Genomic DNA, 16,451 nt, shown 5'->3' with positions numbered 1-16,451 from the left:
TTCGAGCGATCAAAAAGCGCGAAGTTGGATACCCGATGCCGATCGTCTTGAAGGGTGATCAAGGCGTAAATGGACACTCAGCAGAGCTTGTCCGGGTGCGCCTTCGTCGGGCGATACAACAAACTAGCGACCTCCTGACACTGTCGACAAATGAAGAATTTTCCGCCACCGTCACAGTCGACAACACTTCACTTCGCATATCTTTGCCGGCAAACATCGCTAGCACCACCTTTCATTACACCGAGTCGGACATGTACACGGGAACAGAAGGACTCAGGACCCTTATCGCAGACATAATGATCGCCACCGCATCCCTATTCATAAGAATCGGCGAGACTCGCGCCGCTGTCGAGTTGACGGAGCAGTTCAAGTCAGATTCGACAGTCATCAGGATGCCTGGCGCCGCACTTCAGTTTGCCGACAACTTCATACCTTCAGGCTACTTGTCTGAGGCATTCGACCTGATTCGAGAGATGATTGATGCCCGAAGCGAGGAGCTGCGTGAAGTTGCCCAGCTTGTAATGATGAGCCTATTCATGCACAGGGGGCCGGGAGAACTGAGCGGCGCGGACTATGAGGAGATGGTGGCTCGACTGGAGCGACGAGCAAGCATAGAGCTTGAAGAGGGTAGGGCCGACGCGGCTGGACGGACACTATACTCCCTCGGAGAGAAGTACCGGGGATCGGGAGACTGGGAAAAGGCCCTTTCATTCTTCGATGCCGCCCTTACCCACGACCCCACATATTCGAATCGCGGCTATTTCTGGCGCGCACGGGGTTCTGTACATTACGAACTCAAAGATTATGATGCCGCAGCTAACGACTATCGTGAAGCTGTCAGGTGCAGAGACGCGACCGAAAGCGCGTTTCTGCTGTCGGATGTTCTTCTGCGCGCCGGCCGATACAGTGAAGCGCTATCTGTTCCCGTACGATCCGGAGCAACCGACTTTTACGCACTTGGCGAGAGGATCAACAGACGAGTCCTTGCAACAATCATTGAGGTGACCGGCTTATCAGAACAGGAACGAAATCCCCTTGGGGCTGGGCACATTGCAGAGATTCACGGAGCCGCAACGTCGGAGGAAATCGTTGCCGCCTTGCGCGAAACAGACGCGCTTGATCCACGCCTATGGTTTCTTCTTGGCGAGTCCGAGAACGAGATGGAGGACGCCCAAAGGTCGGAAATTTGGCTCGTTGCAGCAGACCTTGAGCGAGACAATCCTCACCTGTGGGCCATAGCCGCCAGCATGTCTATCCTTTTCGCTTCCGAGAATATGGCCAATGATGTTTGCGACTCAGGACTCAAATGGTGCGACGACGAGTTTCTGAATCTCATTGAGGAGGTGCGACAGCTATTCCCTGATGACGCTTCCTCGGCGATCAGCACCAAAGTATACGAGAGAGCCGATCGAGATCACCCCCGACCGACAAGGACTGTCAGAATGGTGCACGAGGATGGCACTTACGCGGCGTTTGAGTTCTCCCGATAAAGCTGCACCGGGCACATCGTGATTGTTTCTCGGACGATAGTCCGCGCGAGAGCACCTACCTGAGAGCGTGGCGCCAAGCGCGTGGCAAGGCGCTCAGCCCTGCCCAGCAACGGTCCGTGCTGGCCCGCGTGCCGTACCACCTGCGGCACGCCGCTGTGTCGCTGTGGCTGAATGCCGGGGTGCCGGCAACGCAGGTCGCAGAGTGGGCCGGGAACAGCGTTCACGTGCTGCTCAAGGTCTACTCCTCATGCATCGAAGGGCAGGACGAGGCCGCCAGGAAGCGCATCGAGGGTGCGCTAGGCACGCCTGACCCTGACGAGACTCCCGAAGGTAGACCCGTGACGCAAGCCGCCGGGCGGGAAGCGTCATGGAGGCTGGCAAACTTTGCCGCCGATTTGCCGCGCCCAGTGGGCCGCAGCAGGTCCACGCAGGACGTAGCGAGACTGGCCCGCTACCTGTAGATACGCCCCCTAACTGGCGTTCGCGCTGGTCAGAGGGCGTTCTGCCGTCGGGAGAGCGGAGGGTGTGGGATTCGAACCCACGAAGAGATTGCTCCCTTACCGGTTTTCAAGACCAGCGCCATCGGCCACTAGGCGAACCCTCCTTGACCCGGATCTGCTTGCGCCGACCCGGAGTCGTGCCTAGTGTGCCACGGTCATGCACGCCTCACCCGGAAGGAGGACACGGGTGCCCACCACCGTCGAGCGGCCGCAGGCCGTCGTGCTGCTCACCGGCATCATGGCCGCCGGCAAGTCAACCGTCGCGCAGGCGCTCGCCGAACGCCTGCCCCGCTCCGTCCACGTACGGGGCGACCTGTTCCGCCGGATGGTGGTCAACGGACGCGCCGACATGACACCCGACACCGAAGAGGAGGCGCGGCGGCAGCTCCGGCTGCGACACACGCTGACCGCCGACGTCACCGACGGCTACTTCGACGCCGGGTTCACCGTCGTCGCCCAGGACGTCGTGCTCGGTGCCGAACTGCCGGCGATGGTCGCCCGGATCCGGAGCCGGCCGCTGCTGGTCGTGGTGCTCGCCCCGTCGGTCGCGGCGGTCACCGCCCGCGAGTCGGGCCGGCCCAAGACCGGGTACGGCGACTGGACGCCCGCCGACCTCGACGCCGGGTTGCGGGCGGACACGCCCCGGATCGGGCTGTGGCTGGACACGTCGGCGCAGACGCCGGAGCAGACCGTCGACGAGATCCTGGCCCGGGCCTGGGCCGACGCGGCCGTACCGGCCTGACCGGGCCGGCCGGCACCGCCGCGCCCCGGGCCGGCCGCAACCAGAACCGGCCGCCAACCAGAACCCGTCGACACGCGGGGACGGCGGATCTGCGGTATGACTGGGTCGTGCACGCGATCACCATCACCGAACCCGGCGGCCCGGACGTGCTGGCCTGGACCGAGGTCCCCGACCCGACGCCCGGCCCCGACGACGTGCTCGTCGAGACGGTGGCCGCCGCGGTCAACCGGGCCGACCTGCTGCAACGGCAGGGCCACTACCCGCCGCCGGCGGGCGCGTCGCCGTACCCGGGTCTGGAATGTTCCGGGGTCGTCGCCGGCACCGGCGAGCAGGTCTGCGCGCTGTTGGCCGGCGGCGGCTACGCGGAGAAGGTGGTCGTGCCGCGGGCGCACACGCTGCCGGTGCCGCGTGGGCTGACCGTCGAGGAGGCGGCGGCGCTGCCGGAGGTCGCGTGCACGGTCTGGTCGAACGTCGTACGGCTGGCCGGGCTGCGCCGGGGTGAGACGCTGCTGGTGCACGGCGGCGGCAGCGGGATCGGCACGTTCGCGATCCAGTTGGGTGCGGCGCTGGGCGCGACGGTCGTCACGACGGCCCGATCGGCCAAGCATGCCGCGTTGCGGGAGTTGGGTGCGGCGCACACGATCGACTACACGAGCGCCGACTTCGTCGAGGAGGTACGCCGGGTCGCCGGTGGGGCCGACGTGATCCTGGACATCATGGGCGCCGCCTACCTGGACCGGAACGTCCGGGCGCTGTCCACCGGCGGGCGGCTGGTCGTGATCGGGATGCAGGGTGGGCGGAAGGCCGAACTCGACCTGGGTGCCCTGCTCGCCAAGCGTGGCTCGGTCTTCGCGACCGCGCTACGGTCGCGGCCCGACGACGAGAAGGCGGAGATCGTCCGGGGCGTACGGGAACAGGTGTGGCCGCTGGTCGAGTCCGGCGCGATCCGGCCGGTGATCGACCAGCGGGTGCCGATGCCGGACGCGGCGCGGGCGCACCGGATCGTGGCGGGCAGCGACCACCTGGGCAAGGTCCTGCTCACCCTCGCCTGAGCGACGCGCGGAGCGCACGGCGCCGCCGGACCGGCAAGAAGCGCCCGTCGGGCGGTGCTCAGCCGCGGCGGCGGGGGCGGATCGGCGGTTGTGGCGGTGCCGGCCGGCCGGGCTGCATCAGCCGGGGACCGGGCCCCTCGGCGGCCAACTTGTCGTCAAGGTTGTAGAGGGCACACCGTTGCAGTGACAGACAGCCGCAGCCGATGCAGCCGCTCAGGTCGTCGCGGAGCCGGGTGAGCAGGTCGATCCGCTCGTCGAGTTTGCCCCGCCAGCCGGCGGACAGCCGGGCCCAGTCGGCGGCGGTCGGCGTACGGGAGTCCGGCAGCGAGTCCAGCGCGGTCCGGATGTCCTCGAGCGACACCCCGACCTGCTGGGCGATCCGGATGAACGCCACCCGTCGCAGTTCGGCCCGCTCGTAGCGGCGCTGGTTGCCGCCGGTGCGGCCGGCCCGGATCAGGCCGAGCCGCTCGTAGTAGCGCAGTGCGGACGCGGCCACCCCGGACCGCACGGAGAGATCGCCGATGGTGAGTGTTTCCTGCATCGCCTCGCCTTGAGTTGAAGTGCGCTTCAACTTGCAGGCTAGCGGCATGACAGTCACGACAACGACCGCCGACCTGTCCGTACTCGACGGGCTGCTACGCCGGGTGACCGGCGACGAGAAGCACGCCCCGAGCGCCCACTCGACCCTCGACGTGCTCTGGGTCCTCTACGACCGGATCCTGCGGGTGACCCCGGACACCGTGGACGCCCCGGACCGGGACCGGTTCCTGCTCTCCAAGGGGCACGGGCCGGCCGCCTACTACGCCGTACTCGCGGCCAGGGGGTTCATCCCGCCCGAATGGCTCGACGATCTCGCCGGGCCGGACAGCCGGCTCGGCCACCACCCGGACCGGCTGCTGGTGCCCGGCGTCGAGATCGGCTCCGGCTCGCTGGGGCACGGGCTCGGGCTGGGCGTCGGCACCGCGCTCGGCCTACGCGCCCAGGGCCTGTCCGACCCCCGGGTGTACGTCCTGCTCGGCGACGCCGAACTCGACGAGGGCGCCAACCACGAGGCGATCGCGTACGCCGGCGCGACCGGCCTCGACCGGCTGACCGCCGTCGTCGTCGACAACCGCTCCGCCACCCACGGCTGGCCGGGCGGCATCGACACCCGGTTCACCGTCAACGGCTGGACCGCGACCACGGTCGACGGCCGCGACCACGACGCCATCGCCGCCGCGCTCACCGCACACCGGCCCGGCCGCCCGCACGTCGTGGTCGCCGTCGTCGCCCCGAAGCACTGACCGATCCGAGACGGAGAAACCCTCATGCGTGACACCTTCATCGAGACCACGACGACCCTGCTGGCGGAGAACCCGCGTACGGCGGTGGTGCTGGCCGACATCTCGGCCGTCGCACTGGAACCGGCGGCACGCCGGCACCCCGACCGGGTGCTCAACGTCGGCATCCGCGAGCAGTTGATGATCGGCGTCGCCGGTGGGCTGGCCCTGACCGGGCTACGGCCCATCGTGCACTCGTACGCGACGTTCGTGGTCGACCGGGCGTACGAGCAGATCAAGCTCGACCTCGACCACCAGGGTGTCGGGGCGGTCCTGGTCAGTGTGGGCGCCTCGTACGACGGGGCGGAGATGGGGCGGACCCACATGTCCCCCGGCGACGTACGCCTCTTCGACACGCTGACCGGCTGGACCGTGCACGTACCCGGGCACCGGGACGAGGTGGAGCCGCTGCTACGGGCGGCGGCCGACCACGACGAGCCGGTGTACGTCCGCCTCAGCACCGCGTCGAACGCGACCGCGCTGCCCGGACCCGGGCGGCTGCGGGTGGTCCGCCGGGCCGGCCCCGGCGCACCGCTGGCGGTGGCGGTCGGGCCCGTGCTCGATCCGCTGTTGACGGCGACCGAGGGGCTGGAGGTGACGGTGGCGTACACGCACACCCCGCGCCCGTTCGACGTGGCCGGGCTGCGGGCTCTCGCCGGCCGCGACGTGATCCTGGTGGAGCCGTACCTGGCCGGGACGTCCAGCGCGGTGGTGGCGCGGGGACTGTCCGACGTGCCGCACCGGCTGTTGGCGCTCGGTGTCGGCGGCAGCGACCTGCGGCGCTACGGCACCCCGGCCGACCACGACCGGTGGCACGGGCTGGACGCCGCCGGGCTGCGGCGTTCGATCAGCGCTTTCCTGGCTTGACCTGGCGGCGGGTGCGTTCCCGGCCCAGGATCCACAGCGCCTCGACGCCGTCCTTCCAGGTGATCTTCTTGCCTTCCTCGCGGCCCCGGGCCCGGTAGCTGATCGGCACCTCGTAGGGGCGGATGCGGCGGCGCAGCAGTTTGCCCGTCACCTCCGCCTCCATGCCGAAGCCCTTGGAGCGCACGTCGAGCGACCGGTAGAGGGCGACGGGCAGCAACTTGAAGCAGGTCTCCAGGTCGCCGATGTAGGAGTTGAACATGACGTTGGCGGCGGTCGTCACGGCCTTGTTGCCCATGACGTACCAGAAGCTGTAGGCGCTGTGGCTGCCGAACGTCCGATTTCCGTAGACGACCGTGGCGCGACCGTCGAGGACCGGATCGAGCAGCTTCGGAATGTCCTGCGGGTCGTATTCGAGATCGGCGTCGAGGATGACCATGTATTCACCCTCGGCGTTGTCGACCGCCGTCCGGATCGCCGCGCCCTTGCCCGCGTTGCGCTGGTGAGTGATCACCCGGACCCGGGAGTCGTCGGCGCGGCCGAGGATCTCGGACGTGCCGTCCCGGCTGCCGTCGTCGACCACGACCAGCTCGATCTCGCACGGATAGTCGACCGCGAGGGCCTGCTTGAGCGCGTCCGCAACGCGATCTTCCTCGTTGTAGACCGGCATGAGGATCGAGAGTTTCACTGGAACTCCACCTTACGGACGACTGATCGGCCTTAGCCTAGCCTGGAGAAGCGCTACCGCCGCCCCCGGTCACGGATCGCTATTCAGCATGGTGGTGTTTACTTCCGGCCATGTCGGCTGCCTGGTCACCTGTTCTCGTGGCGCCGGCCGTGGCGTTCGCCGCCCTGGTCCACGCCCTGCGGCCACCGGCCGGAACCACCGCGCCGCTGCGGCTGGCGGTCGTGCGCGCCGCGCTGACTGTCGGAGCATACGCCGTACTCGTGGTCGAGGGACTCGGTGCGCTCGGAGCGCTGACCGCCCCGGCCGTCGCACTGGCCTGGCTGCTGTTCCTGGCCGGTGCCGGGGCGCTGGCCGGGCTGCGCCGGCGGCGCTCACCCGACCACCGCCCGTGGGCGCCCACCGTCGACCGGTTGCGCGACTTCCGGCGTACGGCCACCCGCGGCGAACTGCTGCTGGCCGGCGGGATCGGGGTCCTGGTCCTCGCGGAACTGGTCGTGGCGCTGCTGGCCGAGCCCAACAACTTCGACTCGCAGACGTACCACCTGCCCAAGATCGAGCGGTGGGTGGCGCAGGCCGACCTCACGCCCTGGCCGACCGCGATCCACCGGCAGGTGACGATCCCTCCGGGCGCCGAATACCTGCTCCTGCACCTGCGGCTGCTGACCGGCGGCGACGCGTTGTACAACCTGCTGCAGTGGGCCGCCGGGATCGGCTGCCTGCTGCTGGTCGCCCGGATCGTCGCCCAGCTCGGCGGCGGCCGGCGGGCACAGCTGCTCGCGGCGTTCCTGATCGGTACGACCCCGATGGTGACGCTGCAGGCCACCAGCACCCAGACCGACCTGGTGGTGGCGGCGTGGACGGCGGGTGTGGCCACGCTGGCGCTGGACGGGCTGCGTCGTCGGGCGACGGCGGGCGAGGTGCTGGCGCTCGGCGCCGCGACCGGACTGATCGCGATCACCAAGACCAGCGGGCTGCTCGGCGCCGCGCCGATGCTGGTGCTGTGGGGGGTCGCCCAGCTGCGGGTGACGACGGCCGGGCCGGCCCCGGCCGCGCCCCCGGACGGTGGGCGGTTGCGGGGCACCCTGCGTACGGTCGGGGCCTCGGTCGCCATCCTGCTGGTGGCCGCCACCCTGGCCGGGCCGTTCCTGATCCGGATGACCGCCGACTTCGACCATCCGCTCGGCCCGCCCCGGCTACGCGAGTCGGTCCCGATGCAACGTCACGACCCGCAGTCGATCCTGGTCAACGGCCTGCGGATCGCGCACACGGCGCTGGACACCCCGATCGCCCCGCTGCGGGACGCGTCGGCCGCCGCGATCGGGGCGGTGGCCCGGCTCGTTGGTGTCGACCCGCAGGACCGGGCGATCACCTTCGGTACGACGACGTTCCCGGTCCGGTCGTGGTATCCGGACGAGGACCGGGTGGCGTTTCCGCTGGCCGGCACACTCTGCCTGATCGGCGGTGCGTTGGCGCTGCTGCGCCCTCGCCGGATCACGCCGGCCCACGCCGGGGCGCTGCGGGCGTACGCGGTGGCGGTGGGGGTGGCGGTGCTGCTGCACGTCTCCACCATCAAGTGGCAGCCGTGGGGCAACCGGCTGATCCTGTTCGCCCTGGTCCTGGCCGCCCCGCTGGCGGCCCTGTGGCTCGACGCGCTGTTCGGCCGCCGGGCCAGGATCCGGGCCGAGGACGGGGCCGCCGACACCGACCGGCCCCGCAAGGCGACGGGGCGACGGTCCGTGGCGGTCGGGCTCGCCGTCGTCATGCTCGCCGGATCCGCGCTGGCCGGGGTGCTGGCGATCTCGTACGGCTTTCCGCGCCGGCTGGTCGGCGCCGGGTCGCTGCTGACCACCAGCGACTGGGACACCCGGTTCCTGCGTCGCCCGCACTGGGCCGAGGAGTTCCGGTGGGCGGCCCGGCAGGTCGACGAGGCGGGTGCCCGCCGGGTCGGGCTGGTGCAGCAGAACGACAACTGGGAGTACCCGTGGTGGCTGCTGCTCCGGGACGGGGCGCCGTACGGCCGGTCGGATCGGGAGATCGTCGCGCTCCAGTCCGTGCTGCCGGACCGGCCGGCGGCCGATCCGGGCAGCGTCGACGCGATCGTCTGCACCGGAAACCGGGACGTGTGCGCGGACCTGGTGCCGGACGGCTGGCGGCTGGAGTTCCGCGGGTACGTCGGCTACGCCGTCCCGCCGACGTGAGTGCCCGCCGGGTCGGGGTCAGCCGGTCACCGGCTCGGCGTGTTTGCCGAGCGCCGAGCGCAGATGGGCCTTCGGCCGGGATCCGACGACCGATCCGACGACGTCGCCGTCGCGGAACACCAGCAGCGTCGGCAGCGACATGACGCCGTAGGCCCGTGCGGTGGCCGGGTTCTCGTCGATGTTGAGCGTGGCCACGGCCATCCGGTCGCCGAATTCGGCGGCCAGCTCGACCAGGCTCTGCGAGATCGCCCTGCAGGGCGGGCACCACTGCGCCCAGAAGTCGACCACCACCGGCCGGTCGCTGGCCAGCACGGTGCTTGCGAAGGTGTCGTCGGTGACGACGGTCAGCGCACGGGCTTCGGTGTCGTGCAGCATGTTTCCTCCCGGTTGGCGATGGCGAGGGTGAGTTGCGTGTGCAGCTGCCGGCGTACCGCGCTCAGCCGGTCGACGTAGGCGTCGACCTCGGCGATCTTGCGCCGAAGCACGGCCACCGAGTCCGGACAGACGTCACCGGAGCTGTTCCCGGCGCGCAGGCAGGCGACGAACGGGCGGATGTCGTCGAGGGCGAAGCCCACGGCGAGCAGGGTCCGGATCTCGTGCACGACCCGCAGCTCCGCCTCGTCGTAGTCCCGGTAGCCGTTGGCGGAGCGCTCGGCCCGGACCAGCCCGTGTTCCTCGTAGTACCGCAGGGTGCGGGTGCTCGTGCCGGCGCGTCCCGCCAGTTCGCCGATCCGCATCTTCGACCTCCTTGCCCGGCCCGTCACAGCCACGCTAAACGTTCTCGCCGGCGTCAAGGCAAGGTGCGCACGTCAAGGCAAGGTGCGCACGTCGGGGCAGGAACAGTGACCTGGAAATCAACCGGAAACATATTTAGCGAAATCTATTCACATCCGCCTGCCGGTCGCGCTACGTTCTGGAGACTCGATCGATCTATGACGATCGAATTGAAAGGAGTGCGTCGATGCCCGGCACCCGTACGCCGGGAGGACGCACCGCACGGGCGTCCCGGCGGCGTAGCCTCACCGCCGCGACCCTCGTCGCGGGACTCGTCCTCCCCCTGCTCGCCGGCGTGGCCACGCCGGCCGGCGCCGCCGACCGTCCCCCGTCCAACCGCTGCCCGCCAACCTGGAGGCGATCCGCGCCGCCGAGGCGACCGAACTCTACGGCAGCCCGGCCATCCGGCCGTTCGACGAACGCAGGACCGCGCTCATCACGATGGGCGACAGCGAGATCTCCGGCGAGGGCGTCGGCAACTACGTCCCCGGCACCCACCAGGACGGCAACTGGTGCGACCGCAGCTACGACCAGGCCGTCTTCCGCACCGGCATCGCCTCCGACGTGCAGTTCAACGTCGCCTGCTCGGGCGCCACGCCGTGGAACCTGATCCCGGGCGGACCGACCCAGTGGAACGAACTCAACCAGGGTGACAACCTCGCGATCAAGGCCCGGAACACCCGGATCAAGCTGATCTGGGTCGTCGCCGGCGCCAACGGCGAGGGCACCATCCAGTTCGGACCGGTCGCCACCGACTGCGCGATCAGCCGGGTCTTCTTCCAGGGCAACTGCTATCCCGACTACACCGACCAGTGGACGATCCGCACCGACGGCAGCCGGGCCGCGGTCGAGGAGGCACTGAACAGCATCCGCGACACCATGACCAGGGCCGGCTACCTGCGTACCGACTACGAACTGGTGCTGCAGTCGTACCCGGGGCCGGTCAGCCCGGACGTCGAGGACAACCCGAACTTCCCCGGCTGGTACTCCGGCGGCTGCCTGTTCTACCTCTCCGACACCGCGTTCGCCCGCAACAAGGCGGTGCCGCTGTTCGAGGCCGCGCTGCGGCAGGCCGCGACCAACACCGGCACCCGCTACCTCGACGCGAGCCGACTCTTCCACGGACACGAGGTGTGCACCGACAACACATCGGCCCGCGGCCTGTTCATCGAGGTCGGGATCTGGAACGAGCACGCCGCCCGGCAGTCGTTCCACCCCAACTACCGTGGCCACGGCATGTTCGCCGAGTGCATGACGGCGTTCTACCGGTCCGGTCAGGAGCGGGCGACCTGCGTCGACCCGGCCAGCACCGGCCACGGCGTGCTCTACCCCGGACTGTTCGAGTTCAAGCAACTGCGCAACGCCGGCACCGGCAACTGTGTCGACGGCAAGGGGTACGACTCACGCAACGGCACCCCGCAACAGCCGTACACCTGCCACGGTGGCCGGAACCAGGGCTTCTGGTACGACCCGACCCACCGGTCGTTGCACTCCGAACTGTCACACGACCGGTGCCTCGACGTCTCCGGCGGAACGCTCGCGGCCGGCAGGGCGGTCGACATCCACGACTGTCACGGCGGCGCCAACCAGAAGTTCGTCCTCGCCGGCAACCAGATCAGGCCGGCCGGCGACAGCAACCTGTGCCTCGCGTTCGACAACCCGATCATCGGGTCGGCCCGGCTCCGGCTGGCCACCTGTGGCGGCAACGCCCGGCAGCAGTGGTCGTTCGAGTCGCGGTCGTTCGCCAACCCGGTCGGCTACGGCCACAACGACTTCATCGGGTCCCGGGTCTACTGACATCACCCGGGCAGGAGGTGCCCGCCGCGCCGATCGGGCGGCACGGCGGGCACCTCCATCACGTCGAACCGGGTCCCGGGACGTCCCGGGACCCGGTTCAGAACGCGACGGCGGGGCTGAGCTTCGGCGCACGGGGAGCGCCGGCCAGTCCCTTTCGGGTCTCGCCGCGGTCCGCGGTGATCCGCGGCCGGAAAAGGTGGGTGAGCAACGCGTCGACGTGCCAGACCTGCTTCGGCTGGCTGACCGGGATGGCGAACCGCTCCCGTACGCCGTCGACGGCGGTGGCGGCCACCTCGATCGCGGACGTACGCGGGTCCGGGTTCCAGGTCACGTTGCTCAGGTGCCGCAGTTCGGTGTTGAGGTGCAGACGGAGCCGGTGCAGCAGCCGGGTCTCCTGCGTGACGACGAGGCGCCGGTAGGTCAGCAGCATCAGGAACTCCCCCTGCAGCGGGCGGTCGACCCGTACACAACGGCTGACCAGCACCGTCGCGTCGTCGGCTTCGACACACCGGCGGAAGACCGGCATGTGCCTGCTCACCGTCGGAATGGCCACACCGGCCTCCGCCGCGGCGGGGAGGAACGTACGTGAGAACACGTCCATGCCCTGGTTAACGACGCGTTGAGACAATATGACGCGGCATCCGACGTGAAAAGTGCGGCTAAAGAAGTTCCACGATGGTCGCGTTCGCCATCCCGCCGCCCTCGCACATGGTCTGGAGGCCGTAGCGGATGCCGTTGTCCCGCATGTGGTGCAGCATCGTGGTCATGATCCGGGCGCCGGAGCCGCCGAGCGGGTGGCCGAGGGCGATCGCACCGCCACGTGGGTTGAGCCGGGCCGGGTCGGCCCCGGTCTCGGCCAGCCAGGCCAGCGGCACCGGGGCGAACGCCTCGTTGACCTCGTACACGCCGATGTCGGCGATGTCGAGGCCGGCCCGGCGCAGTGCCTTCGCGGTGGCCGGGATCGGCGCGGTCAGCATGATCACCGGATCGTCGGCGGCGACCACGGCGGTGTGCACCCGCGCCAGCGGGCGCAGGCCGTGGGCGCGGGCCCACTCCGAGGTGGTGACGGCCAGGGCGGCGGCACCGTCGGAGATCTGCGAGGCGGAGCCGGCGGTCACCACGCCGTCGGCCCGGAACGGGGTCTTCAGCTCGGCGAGCCGGTCGAGCGAGGTGTCCCGGCGGATCCCCTCGTCGGCGGTCACCTTGCCGCCGTCGGGGGTGCCGACCGGGGCGATCTCGGCGTCGAAGGCACCGGCGTCCTGGGCCGCCGCCGCCCGCTCGTGGCTCGACAGTGCGAACTCGTCGAGCCGGGTCCGGGAGAAGCCCCACCGCTGCGCGATCATCTCCGCGCCGACGCCCTGGTTGAACGGGACCGGTTCGTCGACCGCGAAGCCCTCCACCCCCCGGTAGCGGTCCCGCACCTGGTCGCCGTACGGCAGTCCGCCGGACGCGCTGGCGCCCATCTGCACCCGGCTCATCGACTCGACGCCACCGGCGACGACGAGGTCGGCCTGGCCGGAGACGACGGTGGCGGCGGCGAAGTGCAGTGCCTGCTGGCTCGATCCGCACTGCCGGTCGAGGGTGGTGCCGGGGACGGCCTCCGGCCAGCCGGCGGCGAGCACCGCGTTGCGACCGACGTTCCACGACTGGTCGCCGACCTGCGACACGCAGCCCCAGACCACGTCTTCGACGTCGGCGGGATCGAGGCCGGTGCGCTCGGCGAGGGCCCGCAGGACGTGGGCGGACAGGTCGACCGGGTGGACGCCGGACAGCCCGCCCCTGCGCCGCCCGACCGGGGTACGTACCGCGCCGACGATGACCGCATCTCTCATGTCTACTCCCCGGTAACTTGAGCTGAGTCGATGCTACCGCCCTGCTGACAGCGCCGGACCCGCCGCTCCCAAGATCGCGTCGATCAAGGGAATGCTGCGGACAAATCAGGGCACGGATCTCGCAACTACTCCTTGATCAACGAACAGGGAGGGGACGAGGGGCGGGGGCGGGTGGGGCGGCGCGCGGTGGGGGGCGGGCTGGCATTCTGGGGCGATGGAGGTCGACGCGGATACGGCGGCGAGTTGGCGGGTCGCCCGTTCGGTGCCACTGCTCAAACTCGTCAGCGCCGTGGCGCTGCTGCTCATCGGCTACGGACTCGCCTACGGCGATCCGATCACCCTGGGTCTCGCGGTGCTGGTCGCCGTCGCCCTGCTCGGCTGGGCGGTCCGGGACCTCGTCGCGCCGGTGCGGCTGGCCGTCGACGAGGGCGGCGTCACCGTCGTCACCGGATTCGCCCGCCGGCGACACCTGCCCTGGGACCGCATCGAGCGGATCACCGTCGACAACCGGCCCCGCCTCGGGCTGCGCACCGAGACCCTGGAGATCGACGCGGGGGACTCGCTGCACCTGTTCGGGGCGTACGACCTGGGTGCCGCGCCGGACGACGTGGCCGACGTCCTGCGGGCGGCCCGACTCCGGTCGGCGGCCGAACCGCCCGGCTGACCGGTCCGGTGCGAACCGGCCGGTCAGCACCGGGCCGTCCGGTCAGAGGCTGAGCATCGCCGTCCGCATGATCGTCAAGGCGATCAGCAGCAGGAAGATCGCCCCCATGCCGACGCCCTGCACCAGGGTGCGGTGCTCGCGGGGCGCGTACGCCAGGATCGTGCCGACCAGCGCACCGACCACCAGGCCGCCGAGGTGCCCGGCGATCGAGATCCCCGGTACGGCGAACGTGAACACGATGTTGATGATGATCACGGGAAGCACGGCCGAGGTGTCCCGCCCCATCCGGCGCAGCAGGAGGAACAGTCCGGCGAAGAGCCCGAAGATCGCGCCGGAGGCGCCGGCGGTCAGCGCGTTCGGGGCGAAGTAGTAGACCGCGACGCTGCCGCCGAGCCCGGACAGCAGGTAGAGCCCGAGGAAGCGCAGCGGCCCGAGGGCGGACTCCAGGTTGCGGCCGAGGACCCACAGCGCCCACATGTTCATCAGCAGGTGCAGCACGCCGTAGTGCAGGAACAGCGAGGTGAACATCCGGTAGTACTCGCCCTGCACGATGCCGCCGACGATCATTCCGTCGGACAGCCTGGTCGGCAGCGTCGGATCGCCGCCGTAGTTGGCGCCCCAGCCGATCAGCGGCGTGTAGCCGCCGAGCAGGCCGCCCCAGCCGCCGCCGGCGAGGCCCTCGCCACCGCCGGAGATGACCGAGAGGATCATCACCAGGACGTTGATCCCGAGCAGGGTCTTGGTGACCAGCCCCCGCTGGCCGGCGGCACCGCCGCCGAAGGCGGTGCGCACCGGCCGCTGGGTCCGCCGGCCCTCGGCGACGCACTCGGGACACTGGTGACCGACCGACGCGTCGCGCATGCACTCGGGGCAGATCGGCCGGTCGCAACGGGTGCACCGGATGTAGGTCTCACGGCCCGGGTGGCGGTAGCAGACCGGGACGGTCGGCGGGGACTGGCTCACCGGGCCCCCTCACGCCGGGCCAACCGGCGGTGAGCATCGACGGCATGGGGCGGGACGGCCCGCGCGCAGCGCTCGGTCATGCCGGCAAAGATACCCGGCGGACGTATCAGGCGCCGGTGCGCTCGATCTCGACCCGCTCGATGACGACCTCGCTGCGGGGACGGTCGCCCGGACCGGTCGGGGTGTTGGCGATCGAGTCGACGACCTTCTTCGACTCCTCGTCGGCGACCTCACCGAAGATGGTGTGCGCGTTGGTCAGGTGCGGCGTCGGGCTGACGGTGATGAAGAACTGCGAACCGTTGGTGACCGGCCGCGAGGTGTTCGCCATACCCAGGAGGTAGGGCCGGTTGAAGCTCAGCTCGGGGTGGAACTCGTCGGCGAACGTGTAGCCCGGGCCGCCACGGCCGGTGCCGGTCGGGTCACCCATCTGGATCATGAAGCCGCTGATCACCCGGTGCGAGATCGTGCCGTCGTAGTACGGGCCGCTGCCCGGCTGGCCGGTGCGCGGGTCGGTGTATTCCTGGGTGCCCTCGGCGAGCCCGACGAAGTTGCGGACCGTCTTCGGGGCGTGGTTGGGGAAGAGCTCCAACCGGATCGCGCCGTGGTTCGTGTGCAGAGTGGCGTAAATGGCCTCGGCCACGGGTACTCCTCTGTCGTTGGTCAGTTCCTTGCGGATCCTCCCATGTGCCCGTTCCGGCAGTGCGGAGGCATCCGAAGGTGCAGGATGACGTTGGAACAACACCCAGGGAGGTGGGGACTGGTGTTTGGAATCGGGCGGCGCAAGACCCATGGCCAGCTCGCCAAGTCTGAACTGAGCGAGAGCTTCGACCATCTGAGGCAGGCCGCGACACACGCGGCCGGCGGGGTCGGTGCGGCTGTCGGACCTCGGGTCCACTCGGCACGCGAGTACATGGAGCCGACGGCGGGCCGGATCCGCGACGGCGCGATGTCCCGCTGGGGGGCGACGATGGCCGCGCTCGCACCGCTGGCCGTCGCCGCGTCGGACGGCGCACGGCAGGCCGGCACGGTGGCGCGCAAGGCCAAGGGCAAGAACCTCAAGAAGCTGCGGAGGTCCGAGTCGAAGCGGTCCGGCCGCAAGTGGCCGATGATCACCGGACTGGTGGTGGCGGGGGCCGCGGTGGGCACGGTCGGTGCGATCGCGATGCGCCGCCGGCAGCAACAGCAGTGGGAGGAGTACGACCCGAGCCGCCCCCTGGACACGCTGCCCGACGACCCCACCTCGGGCATCGACACCGCGCCCGACAACCCGCTGCGCGACCCGTCGGCGGGCAGGTCGCCGACCGGCGAGCGGGTCGGGGCGATGGGTGACCGGACCGCCGCGGCGATGGACGAGGCGAAGAACCGGGCCGCCGCGTCCCTGAAGGAAGCCAAGGACAAGGCGTCCTCGGCCGCCGATTCGGCCTCGTCGAAGGCGAAGTCGGTGGCGGAGTCCGCCAAGCAGAACACCGGCAACGCCATGAAGCCCGACGGGGTGATGAGCAACGCCTCGGCGCCGTCGCGCAACAGCCGTAGCTGATTCCGCCCGTAGCCGGCCCCGGTGTGGCACC

17 protein-coding genes and 1 tRNA gene are annotated in these 16,451 nt (G+C 70.0%); 9 read left to right on the top strand and 9 right to left on the bottom strand.

What is annotated here, in order from left to right; genetic code table 11:
• The first annotated feature begins 35 nt into the window (after positions 1-35).
• The gene (locus tag Prubr_RS12870; protein ID WP_246568628.1) at positions 36-1,490 is read left to right on the top strand and encodes a tetratricopeptide repeat protein; all 1,455 of its coding nucleotides are present in this window, start codon (positions 36-38) and stop codon (positions 1,488-1,490) included.
• 517 nt (positions 1,491-2,007) lie between these two features.
• Here the strand turns inward: Prubr_RS12870 and Prubr_RS12865 are convergent.
• Positions 2,008-2,094, bottom strand: a tRNA-Ser gene (locus tag Prubr_RS12865).
• Between the two features lie 83 nt (positions 2,095-2,177).
• Here Prubr_RS12865 and Prubr_RS12860 point away from each other — a divergent pair.
• Both Prubr_RS12860 and Prubr_RS12855 read left to right on the top strand, forming a co-directional pair.
• Positions 2,178-2,732, top strand: a complete 555-nt coding sequence (locus tag Prubr_RS12860; RefSeq protein ID WP_212825177.1) for an AAA family ATPase — start codon at positions 2,178-2,180, stop codon at positions 2,730-2,732.
• 107 nt (positions 2,733-2,839) lie between these two features.
• Positions 2,840-3,784, top strand: coding sequence for an NAD(P)H-quinone oxidoreductase (locus tag Prubr_RS12855; RefSeq protein WP_212825175.1), 945 nt, complete (start codon positions 2,840-2,842; stop codon positions 3,782-3,784).
• Positions 3,785-3,842: 58 nt separating this feature from the next.
• Here the strand turns inward: Prubr_RS12855 and soxR are convergent, their stop codons facing one another.
• A complete protein-coding gene (soxR, locus tag Prubr_RS12850) occupies positions 3,843-4,325 on the bottom strand; it encodes a redox-sensitive transcriptional activator SoxR (RefSeq protein WP_212825173.1) in 483 nt (160 codons plus the stop codon).
• Between the two features lie 46 nt (positions 4,326-4,371).
• On the opposite strand from soxR, the gene Prubr_RS12845 reads away from it, so the two are divergent.
• Positions 4,372-5,067: a transketolase gene (locus Prubr_RS12845; protein ID WP_212825171.1), complete on the top strand. Its 696-nt coding sequence runs from the start codon at positions 4,372-4,374 to the stop codon at positions 5,065-5,067.
• A gap of 24 nt (positions 5,068-5,091) precedes the next feature.
• A complete protein-coding gene (locus Prubr_RS12840; protein WP_212825169.1) occupies positions 5,092-5,970 on the top strand; it encodes a transketolase family protein in 879 nt (292 codons plus the stop codon).
• Here the strand turns inward: Prubr_RS12840 and Prubr_RS12835 are convergent.
• The gene (locus Prubr_RS12835; protein ID WP_212825166.1) at positions 5,951-6,655 is read right to left on the bottom strand and encodes a glycosyltransferase family 2 protein; all 705 of its coding nucleotides are present in this window, start codon (positions 6,653-6,655) and stop codon (positions 5,951-5,953) included. The two genes, Prubr_RS12840 and Prubr_RS12835, sit on opposite strands and share 20 nt — an antisense overlap.
• Positions 6,656-6,765: 110 nt before the next feature.
• On the opposite strand from Prubr_RS12835, the gene Prubr_RS12830 reads away from it, so the two are divergent.
• Complete coding sequence (locus Prubr_RS12830; RefSeq protein ID WP_212825164.1) at positions 6,766-8,853, top strand: hypothetical protein; 2,088 nt, start codon at positions 6,766-6,768, stop codon at positions 8,851-8,853.
• A gap of 18 nt (positions 8,854-8,871) precedes the next feature.
• Here the strand turns inward: Prubr_RS12830 and trxA are convergent, their stop codons facing one another.
• Positions 8,872-9,228, bottom strand: a complete 357-nt coding sequence (trxA, locus tag Prubr_RS12825; RefSeq protein WP_281425905.1) for a thioredoxin — start codon at positions 9,226-9,228, stop codon at positions 8,872-8,874.
• A complete protein-coding gene (locus Prubr_RS12820) occupies positions 9,198-9,590 on the bottom strand; it encodes a MerR family transcriptional regulator (RefSeq protein WP_212825162.1) in 393 nt (130 codons plus the stop codon). The genes trxA and Prubr_RS12820 overlap by 31 nt, the downstream gene beginning before the upstream one ends.
• A gap of 478 nt (positions 9,591-10,068) precedes the next feature.
• Here Prubr_RS12820 and Prubr_RS12815 point away from each other — a divergent pair, with 478 nt between their 5' ends.
• Entirely contained in the window at positions 10,069-11,424 is a 1,356-nt protein-coding gene (locus Prubr_RS12815) for a ricin-type beta-trefoil lectin domain protein (protein ID WP_246568626.1), read from the top strand.
• A 97-nt stretch (positions 11,425-11,521) separates the two neighbouring features.
• Here Prubr_RS12815 and Prubr_RS12810 read toward each other — a convergent pair whose 3' ends face one another.
• Positions 11,522-12,025, bottom strand: a complete 504-nt coding sequence (locus Prubr_RS12810; protein ID WP_246568624.1) for a hypothetical protein — start codon at positions 12,023-12,025, stop codon at positions 11,522-11,524.
• A gap of 58 nt (positions 12,026-12,083) precedes the next feature.
• Positions 12,084-13,256 carry a thiolase family protein gene (locus tag Prubr_RS12805; RefSeq protein ID WP_212825160.1) on the bottom strand — a complete coding sequence of 391 codons (1,173 nt, stop codon included), beginning with the start codon at positions 13,254-13,256 and terminating at the stop codon, positions 12,084-12,086.
• A gap of 214 nt (positions 13,257-13,470) precedes the next feature.
• On the opposite strand from Prubr_RS12805, the gene Prubr_RS12800 reads away from it, so the two are divergent.
• Positions 13,471-13,920 carry a PH domain-containing protein gene (locus Prubr_RS12800; protein ID WP_212825158.1) on the top strand — a complete coding sequence of 150 codons (450 nt, stop codon included), beginning with the start codon at positions 13,471-13,473 and terminating at the stop codon, positions 13,918-13,920.
• Positions 13,921-13,962: 42 nt separating this feature from the next.
• On the opposite strand, the gene Prubr_RS12795 is transcribed toward Prubr_RS12800, so the two are convergent.
• Both Prubr_RS12795 and Prubr_RS12790 read right to left on the bottom strand, forming a co-directional pair.
• Positions 13,963-14,883 carry a rhomboid family intramembrane serine protease gene (locus tag Prubr_RS12795; protein ID WP_212825156.1) on the bottom strand — a complete coding sequence of 307 codons (921 nt, stop codon included), beginning with the start codon at positions 14,881-14,883 and terminating at the stop codon, positions 13,963-13,965.
• A 106-nt stretch (positions 14,884-14,989) separates the two neighbouring features.
• On the bottom strand, positions 14,990-15,523 hold the full coding sequence (locus Prubr_RS12790) for a peptidylprolyl isomerase (RefSeq protein ID WP_212825154.1): 534 nt from the start codon (positions 15,521-15,523) through the stop codon (positions 14,990-14,992).
• A gap of 120 nt (positions 15,524-15,643) precedes the next feature.
• Between Prubr_RS12790 and Prubr_RS12785 the strand changes: the two genes are divergently transcribed.
• Positions 15,644-16,420: a hypothetical protein gene (locus Prubr_RS12785; RefSeq protein ID WP_212825152.1), complete on the top strand. Its 777-nt coding sequence runs from the start codon at positions 15,644-15,646 to the stop codon at positions 16,418-16,420.
• Positions 16,421-16,451 lie beyond the last annotated feature (31 nt).

Origin of the sequence: Polymorphospora rubra (assembly GCF_018324255.1) — a bacterium.
GTDB classification, from domain to species: domain Bacteria; phylum Actinomycetota; class Actinomycetes; order Mycobacteriales; family Micromonosporaceae; genus Polymorphospora; species Polymorphospora rubra.
This window is presented reverse-complemented; position numbering and strand designations above follow the sequence as displayed.